Source organism: Streptococcus suis S735 (genome assembly GCF_000294495.1).
GTDB lineage: Bacteria > Bacillota > Bacilli > Lactobacillales > Streptococcaceae > Streptococcus > Streptococcus suis.
Genome location: NC_018526.1, coordinates 1,284,136 through 1,304,727 on the forward strand (window position 1 = coordinate 1,284,136; position 20,592 = coordinate 1,304,727).

Genomic DNA, 20,592 nt, shown 5'->3' on the forward strand with positions numbered 1-20,592 from the left:
ACTTAGGGACGTAGGAAACCTTATGAGAAGTTAGCTGATGGGACAGTCCAAGAAATTGAAGTGCCTTATGATATACCAGAGAGCTGGGAGTGGGTGAGGTTGGGTGCTATTGTTACTGCTAAAGGTGGAAAAAGAATACCTAAAGGGTACAATCTGCAAGAAGAAGATAATGGTCATCCATATCTTCGAGTTACAGATATGAAAGATGGTACGATAAAACCAACTAATATAAAATTTGCTCCAGATAATGTATATACAATAATAAGAAATTACACTATTTCGAGTACTGATATATATGTCACGATAGCTGGAACTATTGGTGATGTTGGAATAGTTCCGGAAAATTTTAATAATGCTCTATTAACCGAAAATGCCCTTAAACTGATGCTGACAGAAAGTATCAATAAAATGTTTTTGGCTCATCTCTTGAAGTCTCCATTAGTTCAAAAACAATTCAAAGAAGTTTATAATCAAGTTGCTCAGCCTAAACTGTCCATTCGTAGCACAAACTCAACAATTATCCCTCTCCCACCCCTAGCCGAACAAAAACGAATTGTTGCCCAAATTGAGCGAGCCTTGGAACAAGTTGAAGTCTATGCTGAAAGTTACAATAAACTCCAAGAGTTAGATAGAGCTTTTCCAGATAAACTGAAAAAATCTATCCTCCAGTATGCTATGCAAGGAAAATTAGTTGCACAAGATCCGAACGACGAACCCGTCGAAGTCTTACTTGAAATGATTCGTGCTGAAAAGCAAAAACTCTATGAAGAAGGCAAGCTCAAGAAGAAAGATTTGGCGGAAATAATGGTCGAAAAAGGAGATGATAACTCTCCTTATGGGAAGATTCCGAGAAATTGGACTCTTCTTTCTGTCAAAGATATTTTTTCAATTACGACAGGGTTATCTTATAAGAAAACAGATTTAGCTATCATCCAAAGAGGTGTGCGGATTATTCGTGGGGGAAATATCGAACCCTTAGCATATAAATTATTAGATAATGACTACTATATTGAGTCAAAATATATTACATCAGAATCTGTTTACTTGAAGCGAAATCAACTAGTAACCCCGGTCTCTTCATCGTTAGAACATATCGGAAAATTCGCCAGAATTGATAAAAATTATTCAGATACAGTAGCTGGAGGATTTGTATTTCAACTAACACCATTTATCTCGTCAGATACTTTATCAAACTATCTATTACTTTGTCTCTCATCGCCACTTTTTTACAAACAACTACAATCAGTAACCAAGCTGTCTGGACAGGCTTTATATAATATTCCAAAAACAAAGTTGAATGATCTCCGTATTGCCTTAGCTCCTGAACAAGAGCAAGAACGTATCAGTAATAAAGTTGGGCAACTTTTTCAAAAAGTAAATCTACTTTAGTTACAATATCTTTCATTTCTCGATAGTTAGAAATAGGTATCAATAATCCTGAAATACTAGTACTATTTAACGTTTTTCCTTTTATAGCATCCTTTGAATTACCAGTGGTTGAGATTAGGGGCAAAAATCGCATCAGATAGTCTCTTATGATATTTTCTTTATCTCCGTACGGAAATATTGAGATTATCGCTTCATTATGGCTAGCAGGGACCTCTAATGCTACTTTACCAATAGTTAACTTAAAACTCATCAACAAGGTGCCTGCCGAAGCTATCTTTACCTTCTTCTGATTAATAGCAAAATCTGATAGATATTCTTTTGTTTTGAAGATGTGACCATTGTTAGACATATCTGAAATAGATACCCAAGGAATATCGTCTCCCCAATAATTCGGCTCACTTCTTGGAGGTGTTTTTCCAATATTAAATAAAACTAGACCACCAAACTTAACGTAGCACCAAGAACTAGGAAGTTTAAACAAAGTTGAATTACTAAAACCAATATTTTCCTTGTTCTTCCCATAAGGAGAGTTATCATCTCCTTTTTCGACCATTATTTCCGCCAAATCTTTCTTCTTGAGCTTGCCTTCTTCATAGAGTTTTTGCTTTTCAGCACGAATCATTTCAAGTAAGACTTCGACGGGTTCGTCGTTCGGATCTTGTGCAACTAATTTTCCTTGCATAGCATACTGGAGGATAGATTTTTTCAGTTTATCTGGAAAAGCTCTATCTAACTCTTGGAGTTTATTGTAACTTTCAGCATAGACTTCAACTTGTTCCAAGGCTCGCTCGATGTGAGCAACAATCCGTTTTTGTTCGGCAAGCGGGGGAAGGGGGAGAAGTGTATCTCCAAAACCTGAAGCAGAAATCTCCTTAAATGTCGTACCTGATGATCGTAGAATAATATCTTTTGTTCGAAATTGCAAAATCCAATACATAAAATCTAAATTTACTAGTATTGGCGTTACGGATTTACAACCTTGATTTGTAGTAAAGTCATAGTTAACAATGTTTATATGTCCTATTGGAGCTCGACTAGAATAAACAATAGAGTTTTTTGAAATTAGTTGAGCAGAAGATTTTTGTACGCCTAATTCGGTAATTTTTTTTGATGAGGTGGCAAATAATTTATTGTTTTGCTGTTTACCCATATCTGCAGGAGTTATCCAAGTGATATTCCCATCATAATAAGTAGATTCAGAAGATTTCGGTGTGCCTCCCGAAGTAATAACTCCTAAATTTCTTAACCTCACCCACTCCCAACTATCTGGAATTTCATAAGGTACTTCAACTTTTTTAACAGTCCCATCAGCTAACTTCTCATAAGGTTTCCCATCATCACTACGAAAAAATTCTGTTTCCTTTTTATCTCGCTTGACTTTTCCTTCCGAAATCAACTTCTCTTTCTCTTCCTTGATACGTTTCAAAAGTTCACTTGCAGGCTCATCATTTGGGTCTTGCGGAACAAGCTTACCCTCCATCGCTCTTTGCAGGATACTTGCTTTCAGTTGTTCAGGAGTCATTATTTCTCCTCCAAAATTTCTAAAATTTCCGCCAAAACAGTATCAATTTTTTTATTTAGGACAGCTCGTTCTTGCTGATAGTTTTGGATAAGTTCAAGTGGCTCTAAAATTTCTTCCTCTTCCTTTGGAAAACCGCATTGATCAAAATTATAGTTTAAACTAGCTAACTCATCTGGTCTAAACGATTTAGATTTGTAGAAATTCCCTTCTAAAATCTCTTGTCGATTTTTCCACCATTCGCGAACAGGATTAAAGTGATCGTTTCTCATTGGTTTAGTTTTAGAGAAATTTTTATAGCCTTCTGGCATATCCAATCTGTAAAACCAAGTTTCTTCTGTTTTTTTCGTCTTATCAAAAAAGAGAATATTCGTATGAATTCCTGTATATGGAGCAAATACGCTATGTGGTAAGCGAATAATAGTGTGAAGATTAAACTCCTCAACCAATTTCTGCTTTAGTCGTGTTTTTACTCCTTCACCAAAGAGGAATCCATCTGGTAGAATTACACCAACACGACCATTTTCTTTAAGTCGATACATAATAACAGCCATAAACAAATCTGCTGTTTCAGAGCTGCGTAACTCTGCTGGAAAATTATTTTTTATTGTTTCAAGTTCAGAACCACCAAATGGAGGATTCATCATGATGATATCGAACTTTTCATCCTCAGTGTAATCCCTCACATTTTTTTCCAACGTATTCCCGTGGATGATTTTCGGATCATCAATTTCATGCAAGAATAAATTTGTCACCGCTAATAGGTGGGGGAAAGCCTTTTTCTCAATACCAAAAACTGCTTGATTGTATTTTTGAACGTCTTCGCTAGTCTTTCGCTGTTGGCTTAAATGATTTAAGGTAGATGTCAAGAAACCACCTGTCCCACATGCTAAATCTGCCATCGTTTCCCCTAATTGAGGATTGAGCATTTCAGCAATAAAATCTGTTGCTGCACGTGGTGTGTAAAATTCACCAGAATTTCCTGCACTTTGAATATCTTTGAGAATCTTCTCATAAATATCATTAAATGAGTGACGATCTTCTGGACTGTTAAAATCAACTTCGTCAATCACATTAATCATTTGCCGCAGAAGAACTCCATTTTTCATATAGTTGTTAGCATCTTCAAAAGCAGATTTTACAATTGATTTGCGAATTGGCATGTTTGGAGTGATTTCGAGTTCTTTCAACTCTTTGAACAATTTATTATTCACAAACTCAAGTAAGTCATCTCCAGTCAAGACCTGCTCACCCTTCTCAGCATGAGCCCAGTTTCGCCACTTCAACTCCTCGGGAATAATTGACTCGTATTCTTCTTCCTCCAACTCCCAATCTAACTCTCGACTGTCATAGATTTTTAAAAATAGCATCCAAGACATTTGTTCAATTCTCTGGGCATCACCATTTATCCCTGCATCGTTTCGAGTAATATCTTGTATTCGTTTAACAAATGATGTAATTGACATTTTTTCCTCTCATTAAGCTACAGCAAATAGCTTTTCTTCTAATTCTTTAATTACTTCTAAGTAATGTTTTCTATTTCCAAAATAGGTATTAACAATCTTGGAAGGAGTACCATAAACATGAAATTCTGGTAACTTTAAAGTTTCGATACTTTCAAGCTCACCGATTCCCTTATCCATATACTTATCTAGTAAAACCTCTAATACAGCACGCGCTTCTTCGCTGTATTTAAATAGATATCCACTTTGTTTCACATTTCTGATTCGCTCGGTTTTAGTCAAACTTTTCTGCCCGTATGCCAGTTTCAAAAGTAAATCAAAATCATCGATTTCTTGCTCCGAAATATTTTCTGCTTCACGAATTGCATCCAGATATACACCTTTTTTATAGAGTTCTTCTAAAATAACTTTTTTCTTATCTGCTGAATGCCATGCAGTAATAAAATCGGTTAATGTCGCATATGTTCCTAAAATATTTTTACGTGTATAATCTGTTAGACTCTCAGTTACTAATTTCCCATTTTCATCCAAGACTTGAACTGTCGAATTGAGAATATCCACTTTCCTATCCGCAACTCGATATTTTTCTATAGGATCACCTACTGTAAATGATGTTGAATCCTGTCCAGTTTTCAGATTAGGATCTAATATTTTCGCCGGCTCACCATCAAATCCAGGATCAGCAAATAGATTTGTCACATTCCTAAAATCAATAATAGTGAAAAACTCTTTCCCTTTTTCAGGATATAAACGTGTTCCACGACCAATAATCTGTTTAAATTCTGTCATTGATTGAATATTTGAATCTAATACAATCAATCGACAAGTTTTTGCATTAACACCTGTGGTTAAAAGTTTAGAAGTTGTCACAATCGCCGGAAACTTAGAGTTAACATCCATAAAATTATCTAGTTGGGCTTTTCCTTCAGGATTGTCACCTGTCACCTGCATAACATAACGATAGTCCTCCCGTACCAAATCCTGATTTTCGTTGACAAATGCTTCACGCATACGTTCGGCATGATCAATATCAACACAAAATACAATTGTTTTGTCAAAGCGTGCATTATTTTGTTTCATATAATCTGAAACAAATTTTGCAACCTTTCGTGTACGATCATCAATGATAATTGTCTTATCAAAATCCTTGCGACCATAATACCTATCTTCGATAAGCTGTCCCTTAGCATCAACTTTTCCATTTTCCGGACGATAGCCATCTACGTCCACATCTAGATTGACTCGCATAACTCGATATGGAGCGAGAAATCCATCCTCTATCCCTTGCTTCAGGCTATAAGTATAAATTGGCTCACCAAAATACTCCATATTGGAAACTTCTTTAGTTTCTTTTGGTGTCGCAGTCATACCAATTTGCGTTGCCGATGAAAAATACTCAATCACTTTACGCCAATTACTATCTTCTTTTGCTGAACCTCTATGAGCTTCATCAATCACTATCAAATCAAAGAAATTTTTATCAAATTTTTGATAGTGAGTTTCGGTTCCATCTTCTCCCATTAATTGCTGATAAAGACCTAAGTATATTTCAAAAGAATTTAATTTTTCTGGCGCATTCAGCAATTTTGATGTGATTTTAGTCATCACTTTTTCAAATGGCTTGAAATCTTCTGCCATTGTTTGGTCAACTAAAATATTCCTGTCTGCTAAAAACAAGACACGCTTTGCTAATCCGGCTTTCCTAAGTCGGTGAATAATTTGAAAAGCCATAAAGGTTTTTCCAGTACCTGTTGCCATTACAAACATGACTCTGTTTTGCCCGCTTGCAACTGCCTCAATTGTACGATTAATTGCAATTTGCTGATAATAGCGTGGTTTCTTAATCGAAAAAGCATCTGTATAGTAAGGAGTTGTTATTGCTTTCGAAACCTCTGGTGCCATTTCTTTTTCAGCCTTTAATCGCTCAAATAATTCATCACGGGTTGGAAACTCTTCTAAAGAGAGTTCCCTCTCTTGTCTAGTAATTCGGTCATGCTCAACAAACCCATCACCATTTGAGGAATAAACGAAAGAAACATCCAAAATTTCACCATATTCAATCGCTTGTTGTAAACCTGCACGAATACTATGCTTATTATCCTTAGCTTCAACGATTGCAATTCGCTGTCCAAATTGATAATAGAGAGCGTAATCTGATTTTTTTCCCTCTTTTCGACGTCCTTTATCACCTCGAACTTCTATTCGACCATCTGTGAAATATTCTTCATAAGCAATCTGTTCTCCATTTTTCCAGCCTTTTGACAAAATAGCTGGTGTAATAAAGTTTGCTTTAATGTCTTCTTCACTCATCTCTTTTTTAGATTTGATAAATACAACCATAATTTTCCTCTTTCAGTATGAATAATAACTTCAGGATAATAAGATTATCAGAACAAACTATATTTCTATTATACCACACCTAAATAATCAAACTACAATATTATAATAAAGTAATTCTCAAAGTAAACATAAATATATTTACATCCCCATCCCTCATCTGTGCTTTTTTCATCATTCCATGATACACTAATAGATAAGACAATTTTAGAAAGAAAGATATATGATTACCAAAGAATTCGACACCATTACCGCTATTTCCACCCCTCTCGGTGAGGGCGCTATCGGGATTGTCCGCCTATCTGGGACGGACGCTTTTGCCATTGCCAGCACGGTTTTCAAGGGCAAGGACTTGGCGACTGTACCCAGCCACAGCCTCAACTACGGTCATGTCATTGATCCTGCAACGGGTCAAGTGCTGGACGAGGTTATGATTGGAGCCATGCGTTCTCCAAAGACCTTCACCCGCGAAGATGTCATCGAGATTAACACCCACGGAGGCATCGCCGTTACCAACGAAATCCTCCAGCTCCTCATTCGCCAAGGGGCTCGAATGGCTGAGCCGGGTGAATTTACCAAGCGGGCCTTTCTCAATGGTCGTGTGGATTTGACCCAGGCCGAAGCCGTCATGGATGTTATCCGCGCTAAGACCGACAAGGCCATGCATAATGCCGTCCGCCAGCTTGACGGCTCCCTCTCCCAGCTCATCAACGACACGCGCCAGGAGATTCTCAACACACTGGCTCAGGTCGAGGTCAACATCGACTACCCCGAGTACGACGACGTCGAGGAGGCGACGACAGAGCTGGTCCGTGAGAAGACCCTCCAGTTCCAAGCTCTTTTGGAAAATCTCCTCCGCACTGCCCGCCGTGGAAAAATCCTGCGTGAAGGCATCGCAACCGCTATTATCGGTCGTCCAAATGTGGGAAAATCCAGCCTGCTCAATAACCTCCTCCGCGAGGAAAAAGCCATCGTTACAGACATCGCAGGAACAACCCGTGACGTTATCGAAGAATACGTCAACATCAAGGGCGTCCCCCTCAAGCTGATTGATACAGCAGGTATCCGTGAAACAGACGACATCGTTGAAAAAATTGGTGTGGAACGGTCCAAAAAAGCTCTTGAGGAGGCCGACCTGATCCTGCTAGTCCTCAACGCATCTGAGCCCCTGACCGAGCAAGACCGCAATCTCCTAGCCATTTCCGATATGGCCAACCGCATCGTCCTGCTCAACAAGACCGACCTGGAAGAGCAGATTGAAGTAGACCAACTGCCTGAGGATGTCATTCGCATTTCCGTCTTGCAAAACCAGAACATCGATCAGATTGAAGAAAAAATCAATCAACTCTTCTTTGAAAATGCTGGTCTGGTAGAGCAAGATGCCACCTACCTCTCCAATTCTCGTCATATTTCCCTCATTGAGCAAGCCGTTCAAAGCCTACATGCTGTCAATGACGGACTGAAAGTGGGCATGCCAGTAGACTTGTTACAGGTTGACCTGACACGCTGTTGGCAAATTTTGGGAGAAATAACAGGTGATGCTGCTCCAGATGAACTCATTACCCAACTCTTTAGCCAATTCTGTCTTGGAAAATAAGAACAAAAGTCATGTAAGAAAACTTGCATGACTTTATTTGTATATTAACACATAATTTCTTGTCTAAGATGACAAATTTAGATATACTAAACAGTGAAAGGCGGCATTCCCATGAAAAAACTTCTTATTTGTATTGTCCTTCTATCCTGTCTTGTCTTTCCATTTATCGGCTGGAAACTATATGCCTATCAGCACAATACGATCACATTAACGTCGGAAGCTGATTTTTACTTGATTTATCCTGGCAAGGTCGAGACTTTTCAGCTAAATGGGCAAGAGCCTCAACTCCTTCATACACAGAAAATGAATTCTCAAGGGTATTTTGGCTCTGGTGAAAATTATGTCATAGACAATCGGTATCTAGTCTTTGCCAACGATCAGCAAAAATTCATTAACGACAATCTGATATCCATCGATTTCAATACTGGCACTGTCTTGCGAAAGCCAAGTCAGTATAGTAGCTATATCAGTGGTACAGATGGACAAGACTTTTATACAGTGGGGCCCTATCACATACTAGCGCAATTTGACAGGAATTTTGATACTATTCAAACCCACGTTTTAAACGATGACTTCATCCCAAGTGCTCCAGTCATGGTAGACCAAACGTCAGTCTATTTAACTGGTTTTGTGAAAGATTTTACCCAAGAAGGACCCGAAGAAAATGTCTTGATTGTATTTGATAAGAAAGATTTTTCAAAACAAGAGGTATTCAAGTACGACAATACCATTGCCACAGGAGAAGGGCTTTGGGTCAATGGAACCATCTATCTCCCAAATTTAGGGAAAAAAACAAGTGAGTATACGGAAATTGAACAGTCATCCGAACTCCTAACCTTTGATACAAAAACAAAAACATTTTCGTCAGTAACTTTAGAACACCCCTCACCAAGCACACTACATGCTCTCAAAGACCAGAAGCTTCTCCTCATCGAACATCAAAATGGTATGTTTAGCCCGATCTCATTTACCATTTATAATACCCAAACAGGTCAAGAGAGCTACCATCGTCTAGACGAGCTTAATCCTCGTCCTTATTATATTGACCATGTCCGCCAACTAGACGGTAACAGATTATTATTGATTCTGGCTGGTAAGGCACTCATCTATGACTGGCAAGCAAAAAAAGTTTTAAGCCAAACTATTCTATCTGAGGATTATGTTAGCGGGGTGTGGGTAAATGACTGATAAACAAAAACGAATCTCAATAAAGATTGTAAAAGTCCCAAGATGACTCTTTCTTGGGACTTTCGCATATTCTATCGAAGTTGCACAGCACAATCAATGTACTTACAAATCCTAGGAACCACTATCTAATCGAAGTAAACGCCATTCCCAAAGCAGAACCAAAATAATATTTCCACCTTTCTTGCTCTAAATAGCGCTTAAACATCTTTAATTTATCCGATTGAATCCTATTCAAAGCTAGTTCTTCCAATACCCATGGATAAATTTTATACGAAAGATAGCTAATCTTACTACCTTTTTCACACAACTCCATTGCTTCCAACAACTGGAATTTCAATGCTTTGCTCAACTTTAATTCTGAATCAGATAATAGTTCATTTATTTTTTGTATAAACAACTTACTTTTTTTACTGTTTCTAAACATTTTCATCTTCGTAGGGATTTCTGAAACAATCATGCGATGGAAATGATGGTGCAAACCTACTCAGTCACCCATCTCTTCCAACTGCTTATTATTTTTCTTTGTCCCCTTCCACTTCTTTTGTTTCTTGGGCAGTCAGTAAACCTGTTGACATGGCACGACCAGTTAGGGTTGCGCTGATTAAATCACGGACATTGAGTCCTAGACCTTCTGTTGTCTTGTCCATGGTCGTCATCAGGTCTCCCACCATTTTTGAGGCATTCCCTTCGCCGTACATGGTAATCTTATCAACATTTCCAAGTGGTGCTGCAATATTCTTGGCGATTTCTGGAAGAACATTAACCACCATTTCTGTCACCGCTGCATCATTAAACTTAGCCATGGCATCCGCCTTCTTGCTGAGTCCTTCTGCCTCGGCTTCGAGTTTCAAACGGATGGCTTCTGCTTCGGCACGTCCTTTGGCCTCAATACCTGCCGCTTCTTGCTCCGCAGCATACTTGGCAGCTTCTGCACGCGCTTTTTGAGCTTCCGCTTCACGCTGCGTTTCGTAGAGTTCTGCTTCTGCCTTGCGTTGACGTTCAATCAAATCTGCTTCTGCAGCTTGTTGGCGAGCGTATTTTTCTGCCTCTGCCTGTTTGCGGATAGTAGCTGAGAGCTCTTGTTCACGGACCTTAACTTCCTCTGCTTTTACTTCTGCTTCTTTTTGTTGCTTGACAATATTGGCTTCAGCAGTTGCACGCTCGATTTCTTTCCGTTGAGCTTGCTCCTCAATGCCATAGGCTGCGTTTGCCTGTGCCAGTTGGACATCGGACCGACGTTTTAGATTAGCTTGCTCAATAGCTAGTTCATTCTGTTTCTTGGCGATTTCTAAGTCTGCAGCAACACGCGCATCATTAGCCGCCTTATCCTCACGGGCACGGACTTCTGCTTGTTCCCGCTCTGCTTTGGCGCGAGCATTTGCGGCATCCTTCTGGATGGTCACAATATTGTCAATACCCAAGTTTTTAATGACATCGTTGTCATCTGTGAAGGATTGAACCGTAAAGGCAATGATTTCCAGCCCCATTTTAGCCAAGTCAGGAGCTGCGTTGGATTGGACTTTTTCTGCAAAAGCCTGGCGGTTATTGACCATGTCTCGCAGTTCCATCTGACCAATGATTTCACGCAGATTTCCTTCCAAGACATCTTGAATAGAGGCAGAAATATCTGCAGTTTTCCAGTTAAGGAAGTTTTGAGCTGCCGCATTGAGCAATTCATCGGATACCCCAACCTTTACTTTTACGACCGCGTCAGCTTTTACGTTGATAAAATCAAGAGTCGGCACAAAATCTGTGGTCTGCACATCTGTTGAAAACTGCTCAATAGAGATATAGGAGCGTTTTTCGATAAAGGGAATCATAAAACCAGAACGACCAATTAAGGTCCGAGGTTTGCCCAAGCCGGTAATGACAATCGCTTCGTTAGGCTTAGCAGACACATAACCAAATACAAACAATAAAACAAATAGTACAACAACAATAATTGGTATCATAATTGCCAATATATCAAATCCAAAGTCCATATTTATCTCCTTTATTCCTTATCACTCAAATCCACACTTGGCACGGTTGTCGCCGCATCATTTGTTGCTTGGAAGAGCTCTACTTTTTCATATCCGAATAGACCTGCATAGATGGAGGTCGGGAACCGCTTGATTTTTTTATTGTAGGTAGTTGCTACCGCATTATAGTCTTTACGGGCTACCAGTATCCGATTTTCCGTACCTTCAAGCTCTGTTATCAGGTCAGATACCTGTTGGTTGGCTGTCAATTGAGGATAATTCTCAGCCACTACCAACAATCTAGACACTGCCGAATCCAGCTGACTTTGTGCCTGATTGTAGTCGCTGGTTCCTACTTGACTGGAGCCGATTTTAGCACGCGCTTCTGCAATAGCAGTAAATATTTCTTCCTCGTGTTCCATGGCGCCTTTGACAGCTGCGACTACATTGGGTATCAAGTCATAGCGACGTTGCAACTGTGTGTCTACATTGGCTTGCGCATTTTCAACCTCAGCATAACTGTCAACTAAGCCATTGTATTGCCCAACTGCTCCCATTCCTAAAAACAGCAGAGCTAGGACTGGAATGAGAATAACCAACCATCTCTTTTTCATAAGATTTCCTTTCTAACTACGATTAAACATTCGTAAAAAAGCAAACAACTATCAGAAGCCTTATACGATGCCTTACCATCCAGAAGAGGCTCCGCCACCGCCGCCTCCTGACCAACTACCTCCGCCAAAACTAGACGATGAGGAATTAGACGAGTGATGATTGTGATAGTGATGATGATCATCAACCAACATCCAGAGTAGATTGCCTGGACCTCCACCACCACGACTAGATTTGTCAATGATACCAAATAGGATAGCGATCAGAATAACTATGAGAAACAGCCAGAAGCCGTCATCCTTCTCACTTGTACCTTCTTCTATAGCAGCTAACTGATTTTTACCAATGCTTGTACCATAAAATCTATCCCCAATGGAGTTGACGATATAGGAAATTCCTCTACTGTAGTCTTCCTGTCGAAAGAATTCCCTTGCATTCTCTAAAATATCCTTGGCTTCCACATCTGTCAACACCGTTGCAGCATTGTCTGAGGTTTCTATCCGAAATGCTCTGTCAGCTATGGCAACCACTAAAAGAACTCCGTTGTCCGTTCTTGCAAAACCGACCTGCCAGTGACGAAAGGTTTCATTAGCCAAACTTTCAATATCACTGGACAGACTTTCTGTTACATAAACACCAACCTGTAAAGCTTGCTCGGTGCTTGCCCAACTTCGATTGAGTTGATCAATTTCTGCAATGGTCTCACTCGAGAGTAACTGCGTCTCATCCACTACCGTTGTACCTGTGGGGCGGTCTGGGATCTGATTTGCTCTAGCTAGTGTGGGTGCAAATAGCAAGCAAACCGTTAGAATAGCGAAACAGCCGATGATAATTTTTTTCCATTTTCTCATCAGAACACCTCCTTCGATGAACAAAGATAAGAAAAATTTATTAGGTATATATATACAATTATATCATATTATCATTTTCCCAACAATATATTTATGTTGTTTTTCAGTATCGGTAGAGTCTGTTCAACAAACCAAGGATGTTTAGCTTGCCAGATATTGTTTCTAGGTGATGGATGGGGCAAAGGAAAATAGGTGGGTAGGTAATCATCTGCATGTTTCACTCTCTCCGTCAGGTTCCTTTGGGATTTTTCCAAATAATAAGTTTGAGCATAATTGCCTACCAATATGGTCAGCTCAATCTGGGGGAGTTGCTTCATAATGAGTGGGTGCCATTTGGGCGCAAAATCCTTGCGAGGCGGCAAATCCCCAGACTTCCCTTTTCCTGGATAATAGAAATCCATAGGAAGAATGGCAAAATGACCCGATTCATAAAAAGTCTGTCGATCCACGCCCAACCATTGACGAAGGTTGCTACCACTGGCGTCGTCAAATAAACGCCCTTTTTCCTGGGTTTTCAAGCCAGGTGCCTGTCCAATAATGAGAATTTTTGCGGTCGAAGGGGCTTGGAAAAGGGGAGCTATTCCCTTGTTCGTAAAATCTCGGTTAGCAACATCCTCAATGATGGCTTGACGAATATCAGCAAGTTCCATGATGTCCTACTTTCTTGACTATGGTCACATCTTCTTCTAAGGCTCGGAAACCGCATTTTTTGTAGAAAGAATAGGCTAAAAGGTTGCGTTCGGTTTGCAGAAGAATATGAACAATCTTTCTATCAGCTAACTGCTTCTCAATATCAGCTAATAAACTAGCACCATGTCCTTGCCCTTGGTAATCACGGGAAATACAGAACTCTTCAATTCGATACTCTGTTCCCTCATACCAATAGCGAATGTAACCAAGTGACAGCCCTATCAATTTTTCTTGGTCAAACAAGCCAAAACAGAGTGCTCTTGAGTGTCCCAGTAAATCGCCTATGTAGCAATCTAATTGTTCCTCATCTGACCAATCATCATTCCAAGGTTCTTGGCTGAAAACAGATAAAAATAATTCTTTAACCATTTCCATGTCTGAAAAATAAAGTTCTTTCAGTTCCATATTTCCTCCTAAAAAAGACGGGCGTACCCGTCTTCATGTATTACTTAATGAGTTCGTAGATAGCTTCTGCATAAATGGCAGCGGCGCGGTAGAGTTGCTCAACTTCGATAAATTCGTTGGCTTGGTGCATGGTGTTGACATCGCCTGGGAACATAGCTCCGTAGGCAACCCCGCGTTTGAGCAAGCGTCCGAATGTACCACCTCCGATAACTTGTTCGTGACCTTTCAAGCCTGTGTGTTTTTCATAAACAGACAAGAGGGTTGCGACCATTGGGTCATCGATTGGGCAATAATGTGGAGTATGGCCATGCTCAGACAGGCTAACAGCTTCCACGCCCAGTTTTTCCAAACCAGCCTTGATGGTTTCAGGGTTGGTATTTTTTGGATAACGGAAGTTGAGGGCAATGGTATTGTCTGATGAAGTTTCGTCAAATTTGAAAACACCAGCGTTCATAGAAAGAGCTCCCATTTGCTCATCGTAGATGGCTACGCCGAGTTTTTTAGCGTCATGGTCTTCCAGAAGGACTTGACCTGCCAAATCCAAATAGGCTTTGGCTGCTTCGTCAAAGGCGAATTGGCTGAGGAATTTTGCCAAGTAGGTTGCTCCGTTGACCCCTTCTTCTGGGGTTGAACCGTGGGCTGATTTTCCGATGACGGTGACTTGAACTTGACCGTTTTCAAGGGTTTCCGCATCAGCTTTTATGCCATAGGCTGCTGTGAAATCTACTAACTTGCTGTCCAGATCTGCTAGGTCGCCAGAGATAATAGCTGTCGCAGATTCAGGCACCATGTTCTCACGCAGGCCGCCTGTGAAGGAATGCAGTTTAGCAGCTCCGCTATTTTCCCCCGCAAAATGAAGATAAGCTGTGATATTGCCCTTTTCTCCGTTGATAATCGGGAACTCAGCGTCTGGAGAGAATCCGAAATCTGGCAGGGGAAGGCCGACGTGCTCGAAGTAGTAATCCATGTCCGCCCAGCCTGACTCTTCGTCGGTACCGACGATGAAGCGGACTTTTTTAGAGGTCGAAAGGCCCAACTCCTTGATGATTTTCAAGCCGTAGTAGCAAGCCATGGTCGGTCCCTTGTCGTCAGAAGATCCGCGGGCAAAGAGCTTGCCGTCAATGATTTGCGGCTCGTATGGATCAGTGTTCCAACCGCTTCCTGCTGGCACCACGTCCAAGTGACCGAAGATACCGAGGACTTCGTCACCCTCGCCAAATTCAAAGTGACCTGCGTAGTTGTCAACGTTCTTGGTTGGATAACCATCACGCTGAGCAATTTCTAGAAACTTATCCAAGGCACGCACTGGTCCAGGTCCAAATGGGTGTTGGGCATCTGCCTGGCTATCGTCACGCTCAGAATTGATGCGGAGGAGGTCAAAGAGGTCCGCTAGAAACTCATCTTTGCGTTTGTCAAACTCTGCTCTAAAATTTACTGTCATATGTTCTCCTTTTCAGTATCAAAGTAAGTCTATTTTATCACAAAATGAAAGAGATTTCACAAGTAAAGCGAAGAAAAAAAGTTGGTCTCCCAACTTCTTTCTATTTTTTCCAAGCAGATCGTTCTGCTACAACTGTAAACAAAACATCAGTTGATGAGTTGAGGGCTGTTTCACAAGAGTCCTGAATCACTCCGACCACAAATCCGACTCCAACTACTTGCATGGCTAACTCATTTGGAATACCAAAAAGACTACATGCTACTGGGATGAGGAGAAGCGAACCACCTGCTACCCCAGATGCTCCTGCTGCTGATAGTGATGCAACAACGGATAAAAGAAGAGCTGAGCTGAAATCAACACTAATGCCAAGTGTATGAACAGCTGCCATTGTTAAAATATTAATCGTAATAGCCGCGCCAGCCATATTAATTGTGGCACCGAGCGGAATGGATACTGAGTATGTATCTGGATCCACTCCTAAACGTTTGCAGAGCTGCATATTGACAGGGATATTAGCTGCTGAACTTCTTGTAAAAAATGCCGTAACCCCACTAACTCGAAGACATTCAAATACCAGCGGGTACGGATTTTTCTTCATTACAAGAAAAGCAATCAAGGGATTGACAACAAGCGCGACAAAAATCATGCTTCCAACCAAGAGTAAGAGCAGTAAACCATAGTCTTTTAAAGCTGTCAGACCATTATTTGCAATGGTATCGAAAACCAAGCCCATGATACCAAATGGTGCCAGACCAATAATCCATCCTACAACTTTAGAAGTCACTTCCGCCGTAGATTGCAATAAATCTTTTGTTGTCTTGCTTGCATGACGAAAGGCCAAGCCAAACACTGCCGCCCATGTCAAAACACCAATATAATTAGCCGTTGCAAGAGCATTGATTGGATTGTCAACGACCTTCAACAAGAGGTCTTGGAATACTTCAGCAATCCCTTGTGGAGGAGTAATGTCCGTAGTCGTTGTAGTAGAAAGAACCAGTTTAATAGGGAATAAATAGCTTGCTCCTACAGCAATGAAGGCCGCCGCAAAAGTGCCAAATAGATACAAGCAAATAACTGTCCTCATATTCGATTTTTGACCAGCAGGAGCTTGTGATAGAGCATGTGCAACTAGTGTCAGAACCAAAAGAGGGGCTATAGCTTTCAATGCTCCTACAAATAGACTACCAAAGAGAGCAATGACCGTTATTTTGGGAGCAATTAAGCCTAGTAACACTCCCAAAACAACACCAATTCCGATTTTTCGGATTAAATTCATTTTTTTCCATACAGATATTATTTTATTCACTCATTTACCTCCAAACAAACATTTTTCAATCATAGCAGAAAAATCCAGTCAGGTCAATAGCCTTGGCTTCTAAAATCTATTTTCTGCATGATGCAATCTATGTGTGGCGCCCATTTTTTTACGAATAAATATGCATCTGTAATCAAAATAAAATACTTTATAAGCTTTATCTACTTACTGCCCAGACCTCAACGATTTACGCAATCATTTTGTTACCTAAACAGCTAACTCCACTACTTACTTTTATTTCAAATGATAGCTAGGTAACACTGACCTGTAATTTTTCTTTATGTGCGAAAAATGTGTTAGGATTGCAATGAAAAGCCCTGCCTTATCAGTAAAGCAGGACTTTGATGGCTCAAGAATATCGCTAGTAAATATCAATATTTTTGATACCATTCTTATCAAATAATTGTGTTTTCATCTCCGTAGTCAACGGAGTAATAACGATTTTTGAATTAGAATCAATATTGGATACGACACCGATAATGCGACCGTCTACAACGACAGGTGACCCGGATTGCCCCTTAACACCTGTGATATTGGTTTGAAGCAAACCGTCATAACGGACTTCCGTAATGGTTCCATATTCGTATTCCCAACGTCCGTAGAGATTAATGCTGTTGCTGACCATTAGAAATTGTCGGCCAACTAGGTCATAGGTGTTACGGTAAATTCCTAGCCGAGCATTTGCCGTATTGGCTGTCTGTGTTTTTCTGCTAGGGGTGGTGATTTTCACAAGGGCTACGTCTCGACTAGCATCCCATGTTCCACCATATCATGGCATCTGAATGAAGGGATTGAAGGGATTGGTTCTCTTAATTTCTGACAGTTCATAGTATGGTGAAGCATCGCCCCAAACAGCATTTCCAGACCAAGTTTGGCTGGTCACACGTCCAGTCCCATCATCTGCCACTACGTGAACTGCGGTTAATAAAGTATTCGGAGCTATTAGAATAGCTGAACTTTTTTGGTTTGACCGGAACCAACATTTACTTCCAAATAATGAGATAAATTATATGGATAACTATTGCGTAGAGCTGGATCTGAAACGTGAGTCGTCTGTGCTTCAACCTCTACTATTGTAGGAGGAGCTACCGATAGACCGACACTAAGAAGGGCTACGCCAAGCAGTAATTTCGTTTTCATTTGAAAACCTCTTGTTTTTTCTTTCATTATATCAATCCTAATTATAAAGTGCAAGCGTTTCCAAGTGTTTTTTGTTCAACAATTTAGGCTCTTCTCATCCATTGACAATAGCTCAAAAATAGGACCAGTGCTTATCTAACTAGCCCTGTTAAAATACTTTCTGTCAGAAGTATTTGCCTACCACTTTATCGATAAATTCGCTAGGTAATCTGAGGCAAATTGAGTCAAGCGATTGCGACTGTCTTTGGATTCATAAAAATCAATCATGGCAAAACCAGCTCGTAATTGCCCAGCAATCTGTTCTTCTAAGGTGTGGCTAAATTCATAGCCATATTCTGGATCAATCGTAATTTGTCCTGCTTCTTCTAATTGTCGTGCGTTGAAAGGCAGGCTGTACTTTGGAACCAAGGTTTTGTCTGGATGCTCCCAAACATCATCAGCATCAAAGACATAAATCCAAGGGTTCATATAACCGACCATGAGCAGACCACCTTTTTTCAAAACCCGATAAGACTCCTGCCACATATTGGCCAAATCTTCGATATAAATATTTGAAACCGGACAAAAGATGATGTCAAAACTCTCGTCTTCAAAAGGAAAGGCTTGTGTCATATCTGCCTGGACCGTTTGCAAATCCAGATTTTCTCGCTCAGCAACTAGCCTATCCTTGTCCAACTGTTCCTTGGAGAAGTCCAAAATAGTTGTCTCATAGCTATGAGCCGCAGAAATTGGTCCCTGTTGACCACCACCACAGGCCAAACCCAGCAATTTCTTACCTTTGGCTTTTTCAAACCAGTCAAGCGGTACTGTCTTTCCAACCGTCAAAGAAACGGATAAGGGCTTATCTTTGGCAACAAGAAATTCCTCATGACTGAGCGGAACTGTATAGGCATTTCCCTGTCTAGCTGAAACCCGATTCCAACGTTCTTGATTGTAGTTTACATAATCTGTCATTTTTCTTTCCTCGCTTGAGGCCTAGCCAATATGACCTCGTTCTGTTCTTTTCATTTTTCACCTCCTTTACTATGCTAATTCTATTATGGCATAAAGAAAGAGAAAAAGCTACCTATCGATAGCTTTTAGTCTACGTCAAGTCGTTAAAATCCCAGACATCGTCCACCCAGCCTTCATAGAAATCAGGCTCGTGGCAGACCATGAGAATTGAGCCCTTATAGGCTTGAAGGGCACGTTTGAGTTCATCCTTGGCATCCACATCCAAGTGGTTAGTCGGCTCGTCGAGAACCAGGACATTGTTTTCACGGTTCATAAGCAAACAGAAGCGAACTTTGGCCTGCTCACCACCTGAAAGAACTTGAATTTGGCTTTCGATATGCTTGGAAGTCAGACCACAACGAGCCAAGGCTGCCCGCACTTCTGCTTGATTGAGGGCTGGAAAGGCATCCCAAACGACTTCCAGTGGGGTCTGACGATTGCCGCCAGCTACTTCTTGTTCAAAATAACCGAGTTCCAGATACTCCCCACGCTCCACAGAGCCACCGAGCGGTGGAATAATCCCCAGCAAACTTTTAAGAAGAGTAGATTTACCGATACCGTTGGCACCGACAATGGCAATCTTCTGGTTGCGTTCAAAGGTCAGATTGAGCGGCTTACGGGTCAGGACACGGTCGTAACCAATCTCCAAGTCAGTCGTCTGGAAGATAAAGCGGCTTGGCGTCCGAGCCATTTTGAAATCAAATGATGGCTTTGGTTTCTCTGCTTGAAGTTCAATAATCTCCATCTTGTCCAATTTCTTCTGACGGGACATGGCCATGTTTCGTGTCGCAACTCGGGCCTTATTACGGTTAACGAAGTCCTGCAAGTCTGCGATTTCCTTCTGCTGGCGCTCATAGGCCGCCTCCAACTGAGCCCGCTTCATAGCATGTACTTCTTGGAATTGGTAGTAATCCCCTGTGTAACGGGTTAAGAGTTGATTTTCCACATGGTAGACAATGTTTATCACATCATTCAGGAAAGGAATGTCATGCGAAATCAAGACAAAGGCATTTTCATAGTTCTGCAAGTAGCGTTTGAGCCAGTCAATATGCTCTGCATCCAAGTAGTTGGTCGGCTCATCCAGAAGCAAGATGTCAGGCTTTTCCAAGAGCAATTTTGCAAGAAGAACTTTAGTCCGTTGTCCCCCTGATAACTCCGTAACATCCTTGTCCATGCCATAATCCATGACACCAAGCGCACGCGCCACTTCGTCAATCTTGGCATCAAGCGTATAGAAATCACGGCTTTCCAGACGGTCTTGCAGCTCACCAACCTCTTCCATGAGGGCATCCATATCGGCACCCTCTTCTGCCATAGACATGTAAATGTCATTGATACGAGCTTCTGTCTTGAAGAGTTCATCGAATGCTGTCCGCAAGACATCACGGACTGATTGACCCTTTTCTAGTTTAGCATGCTGGTCTAAATAACCTGCCGTTACATAACGTGACCATTCAACCTTACCTTCATCTGGCTGCAATTGACCTGTCACGATGGACATGAAGGTCGATTTCCCTTCACCATTTGCACCGACAAGTCCGATATGTTCCCCTTTCAAGAGACGGAAGGAGACATTTTCAAAAATTGCGCGGTCACCAAACCCATGACTTAAATTCTTTACTTCTAAAATACTCATAATTTCCTCACAACATCAAAGAACTGGAGTAACCAAACTCCAGTTTTTACTTTTA

Annotated in this window: 19 protein-coding genes; 3 read left to right on the forward strand and 16 right to left on the reverse strand. The window is 40.9% G+C overall.

The features are described from left to right. The first annotated feature begins 99 nt into the window (after positions 1-99). Positions 100-1,389, forward strand: a complete 1,290-nt coding sequence (locus tag YYK_RS06315) for a restriction endonuclease subunit S (RefSeq protein ID WP_014636462.1) — start codon at positions 100-102, stop codon at positions 1,387-1,389. On the opposite strand, the gene YYK_RS06320 is transcribed toward YYK_RS06315, so the two are convergent. From YYK_RS06320 to hsdR, 3 genes are read right to left on the reverse strand one after another with little or no spacing between them, the layout of a single operon-like run. Further along, positions 1,343-2,911 carry a restriction endonuclease subunit S gene (locus tag YYK_RS06320; protein WP_012027387.1) on the reverse strand — a complete coding sequence of 523 codons (1,569 nt, stop codon included), beginning with the start codon at positions 2,909-2,911 and terminating at the stop codon, positions 1,343-1,345. The genes YYK_RS06315 and YYK_RS06320 overlap by 47 nt on opposite strands. After that, positions 2,911-4,374, reverse strand: coding sequence for a class I SAM-dependent DNA methyltransferase (locus YYK_RS06325; RefSeq protein WP_012775649.1), 1,464 nt, complete (start codon positions 4,372-4,374; stop codon positions 2,911-2,913). Before YYK_RS06325 ends, YYK_RS06320 begins: the two co-directional genes overlap by 1 nt. A gap of 12 nt (positions 4,375-4,386) precedes the next feature. Continuing rightward, positions 4,387-6,711, reverse strand: a complete 2,325-nt coding sequence (gene hsdR, locus YYK_RS06330; RefSeq protein WP_014917278.1) for an EcoAI/FtnUII family type I restriction enzme subunit R — start codon at positions 6,709-6,711, stop codon at positions 4,387-4,389. A gap of 220 nt (positions 6,712-6,931) precedes the next feature. On the opposite strand from hsdR, the gene mnmE reads away from it, so the two are divergent. Both mnmE and YYK_RS06340 read left to right on the forward strand, forming a co-directional pair. Then, positions 6,932-8,305 carry a tRNA uridine-5-carboxymethylaminomethyl(34) synthesis GTPase MnmE gene (mnmE, locus tag YYK_RS06335; RefSeq protein WP_012775650.1) on the forward strand — a complete coding sequence of 458 codons (1,374 nt, stop codon included), beginning with the start codon at positions 6,932-6,934 and terminating at the stop codon, positions 8,303-8,305. A 111-nt stretch (positions 8,306-8,416) separates the two neighbouring features. After that, positions 8,417-9,493, forward strand: a complete 1,077-nt coding sequence (locus YYK_RS06340) for a hypothetical protein (protein WP_014636465.1) — start codon at positions 8,417-8,419, stop codon at positions 9,491-9,493. A 121-nt stretch (positions 9,494-9,614) separates the two neighbouring features. Here the strand turns inward: YYK_RS06340 and YYK_RS06345 are convergent, their stop codons facing one another. The 13 genes from YYK_RS06345 to YYK_RS06405 all read right to left on the reverse strand — a co-directional run bounded on the left by YYK_RS06345 (position 9,615) and on the right by YYK_RS06405 (position 20,537). Beyond that, positions 9,615-9,923 carry a hypothetical protein gene (locus YYK_RS06345; RefSeq protein ID WP_009910392.1) on the reverse strand — a complete coding sequence of 103 codons (309 nt, stop codon included), beginning with the start codon at positions 9,921-9,923 and terminating at the stop codon, positions 9,615-9,617. A gap of 82 nt (positions 9,924-10,005) precedes the next feature. Next, positions 10,006-11,475: a flotillin family protein gene (locus YYK_RS06350; protein WP_012027392.1), complete on the reverse strand. Its 1,470-nt coding sequence runs from the start codon at positions 11,473-11,475 to the stop codon at positions 10,006-10,008. Positions 11,476-11,486: 11 nt separating this feature from the next. After that, a complete protein-coding gene (locus YYK_RS06355) occupies positions 11,487-12,068 on the reverse strand; it encodes a LemA family protein (RefSeq protein WP_012028367.1) in 582 nt (193 codons plus the stop codon). A gap of 72 nt (positions 12,069-12,140) precedes the next feature. Then, the gene (locus YYK_RS06360; protein WP_012775242.1) at positions 12,141-12,917 is read right to left on the reverse strand and encodes a TPM domain-containing protein; all 777 of its coding nucleotides are present in this window, start codon (positions 12,915-12,917) and stop codon (positions 12,141-12,143) included. A 71-nt stretch (positions 12,918-12,988) separates the two neighbouring features. Then, positions 12,989-13,567: a uracil-DNA glycosylase family protein gene (locus tag YYK_RS06365; RefSeq protein ID WP_012027396.1), complete on the reverse strand. Its 579-nt coding sequence runs from the start codon at positions 13,565-13,567 to the stop codon at positions 12,989-12,991. Then, positions 13,554-14,012, reverse strand: coding sequence for a GNAT family N-acetyltransferase (locus YYK_RS06370; RefSeq protein ID WP_012775651.1), 459 nt, complete (start codon positions 14,010-14,012; stop codon positions 13,554-13,556). The genes YYK_RS06365 and YYK_RS06370 overlap by 14 nt, the downstream gene beginning before the upstream one ends. A 40-nt stretch (positions 14,013-14,052) precedes the next feature. Next, positions 14,053-15,453: a dipeptidase PepV gene (gene pepV, locus YYK_RS06375; RefSeq protein ID WP_012027398.1), complete on the reverse strand. Its 1,401-nt coding sequence runs from the start codon at positions 15,451-15,453 to the stop codon at positions 14,053-14,055. 100 nt (positions 15,454-15,553) lie between these two features. Beyond that, a complete protein-coding gene (gene sstT / locus YYK_RS06380) occupies positions 15,554-16,729 on the reverse strand; it encodes a serine/threonine transporter SstT (RefSeq protein ID WP_212753081.1) in 1,176 nt (391 codons plus the stop codon). A gap of 400 nt (positions 16,730-17,129) precedes the next feature. Continuing rightward, positions 17,130-17,498 (reverse strand): hypothetical protein, encoded by a 369-nt coding sequence (locus YYK_RS06385; protein ID WP_012028369.1) that lies wholly within the window; start codon positions 17,496-17,498, stop codon positions 17,130-17,132. A gap of 39 nt (positions 17,499-17,537) precedes the next feature. Further along, positions 17,538-17,675, reverse strand: a complete 138-nt coding sequence (locus YYK_RS10270) for a hypothetical protein (RefSeq protein WP_012028370.1) — start codon at positions 17,673-17,675, stop codon at positions 17,538-17,540. Positions 17,676-17,710: 35 nt separating this feature from the next. Further along, positions 17,711-17,908, reverse strand: coding sequence for a hypothetical protein (locus YYK_RS06395; RefSeq protein ID WP_223375648.1), 198 nt, complete (start codon positions 17,906-17,908; stop codon positions 17,711-17,713). A 177-nt stretch (positions 17,909-18,085) separates the two neighbouring features. Further along, on the reverse strand, positions 18,086-18,862 hold the full coding sequence (locus YYK_RS06400; protein WP_012775244.1) for a class I SAM-dependent methyltransferase: 777 nt from the start codon (positions 18,860-18,862) through the stop codon (positions 18,086-18,088). 130 nt (positions 18,863-18,992) lie between these two features. Further along, positions 18,993-20,537 carry an ABC-F family ATP-binding cassette domain-containing protein gene (locus YYK_RS06405; RefSeq protein ID WP_012027403.1) on the reverse strand — a complete coding sequence of 515 codons (1,545 nt, stop codon included), beginning with the start codon at positions 20,535-20,537 and terminating at the stop codon, positions 18,993-18,995. Positions 20,538-20,592 lie beyond the last annotated feature (55 nt).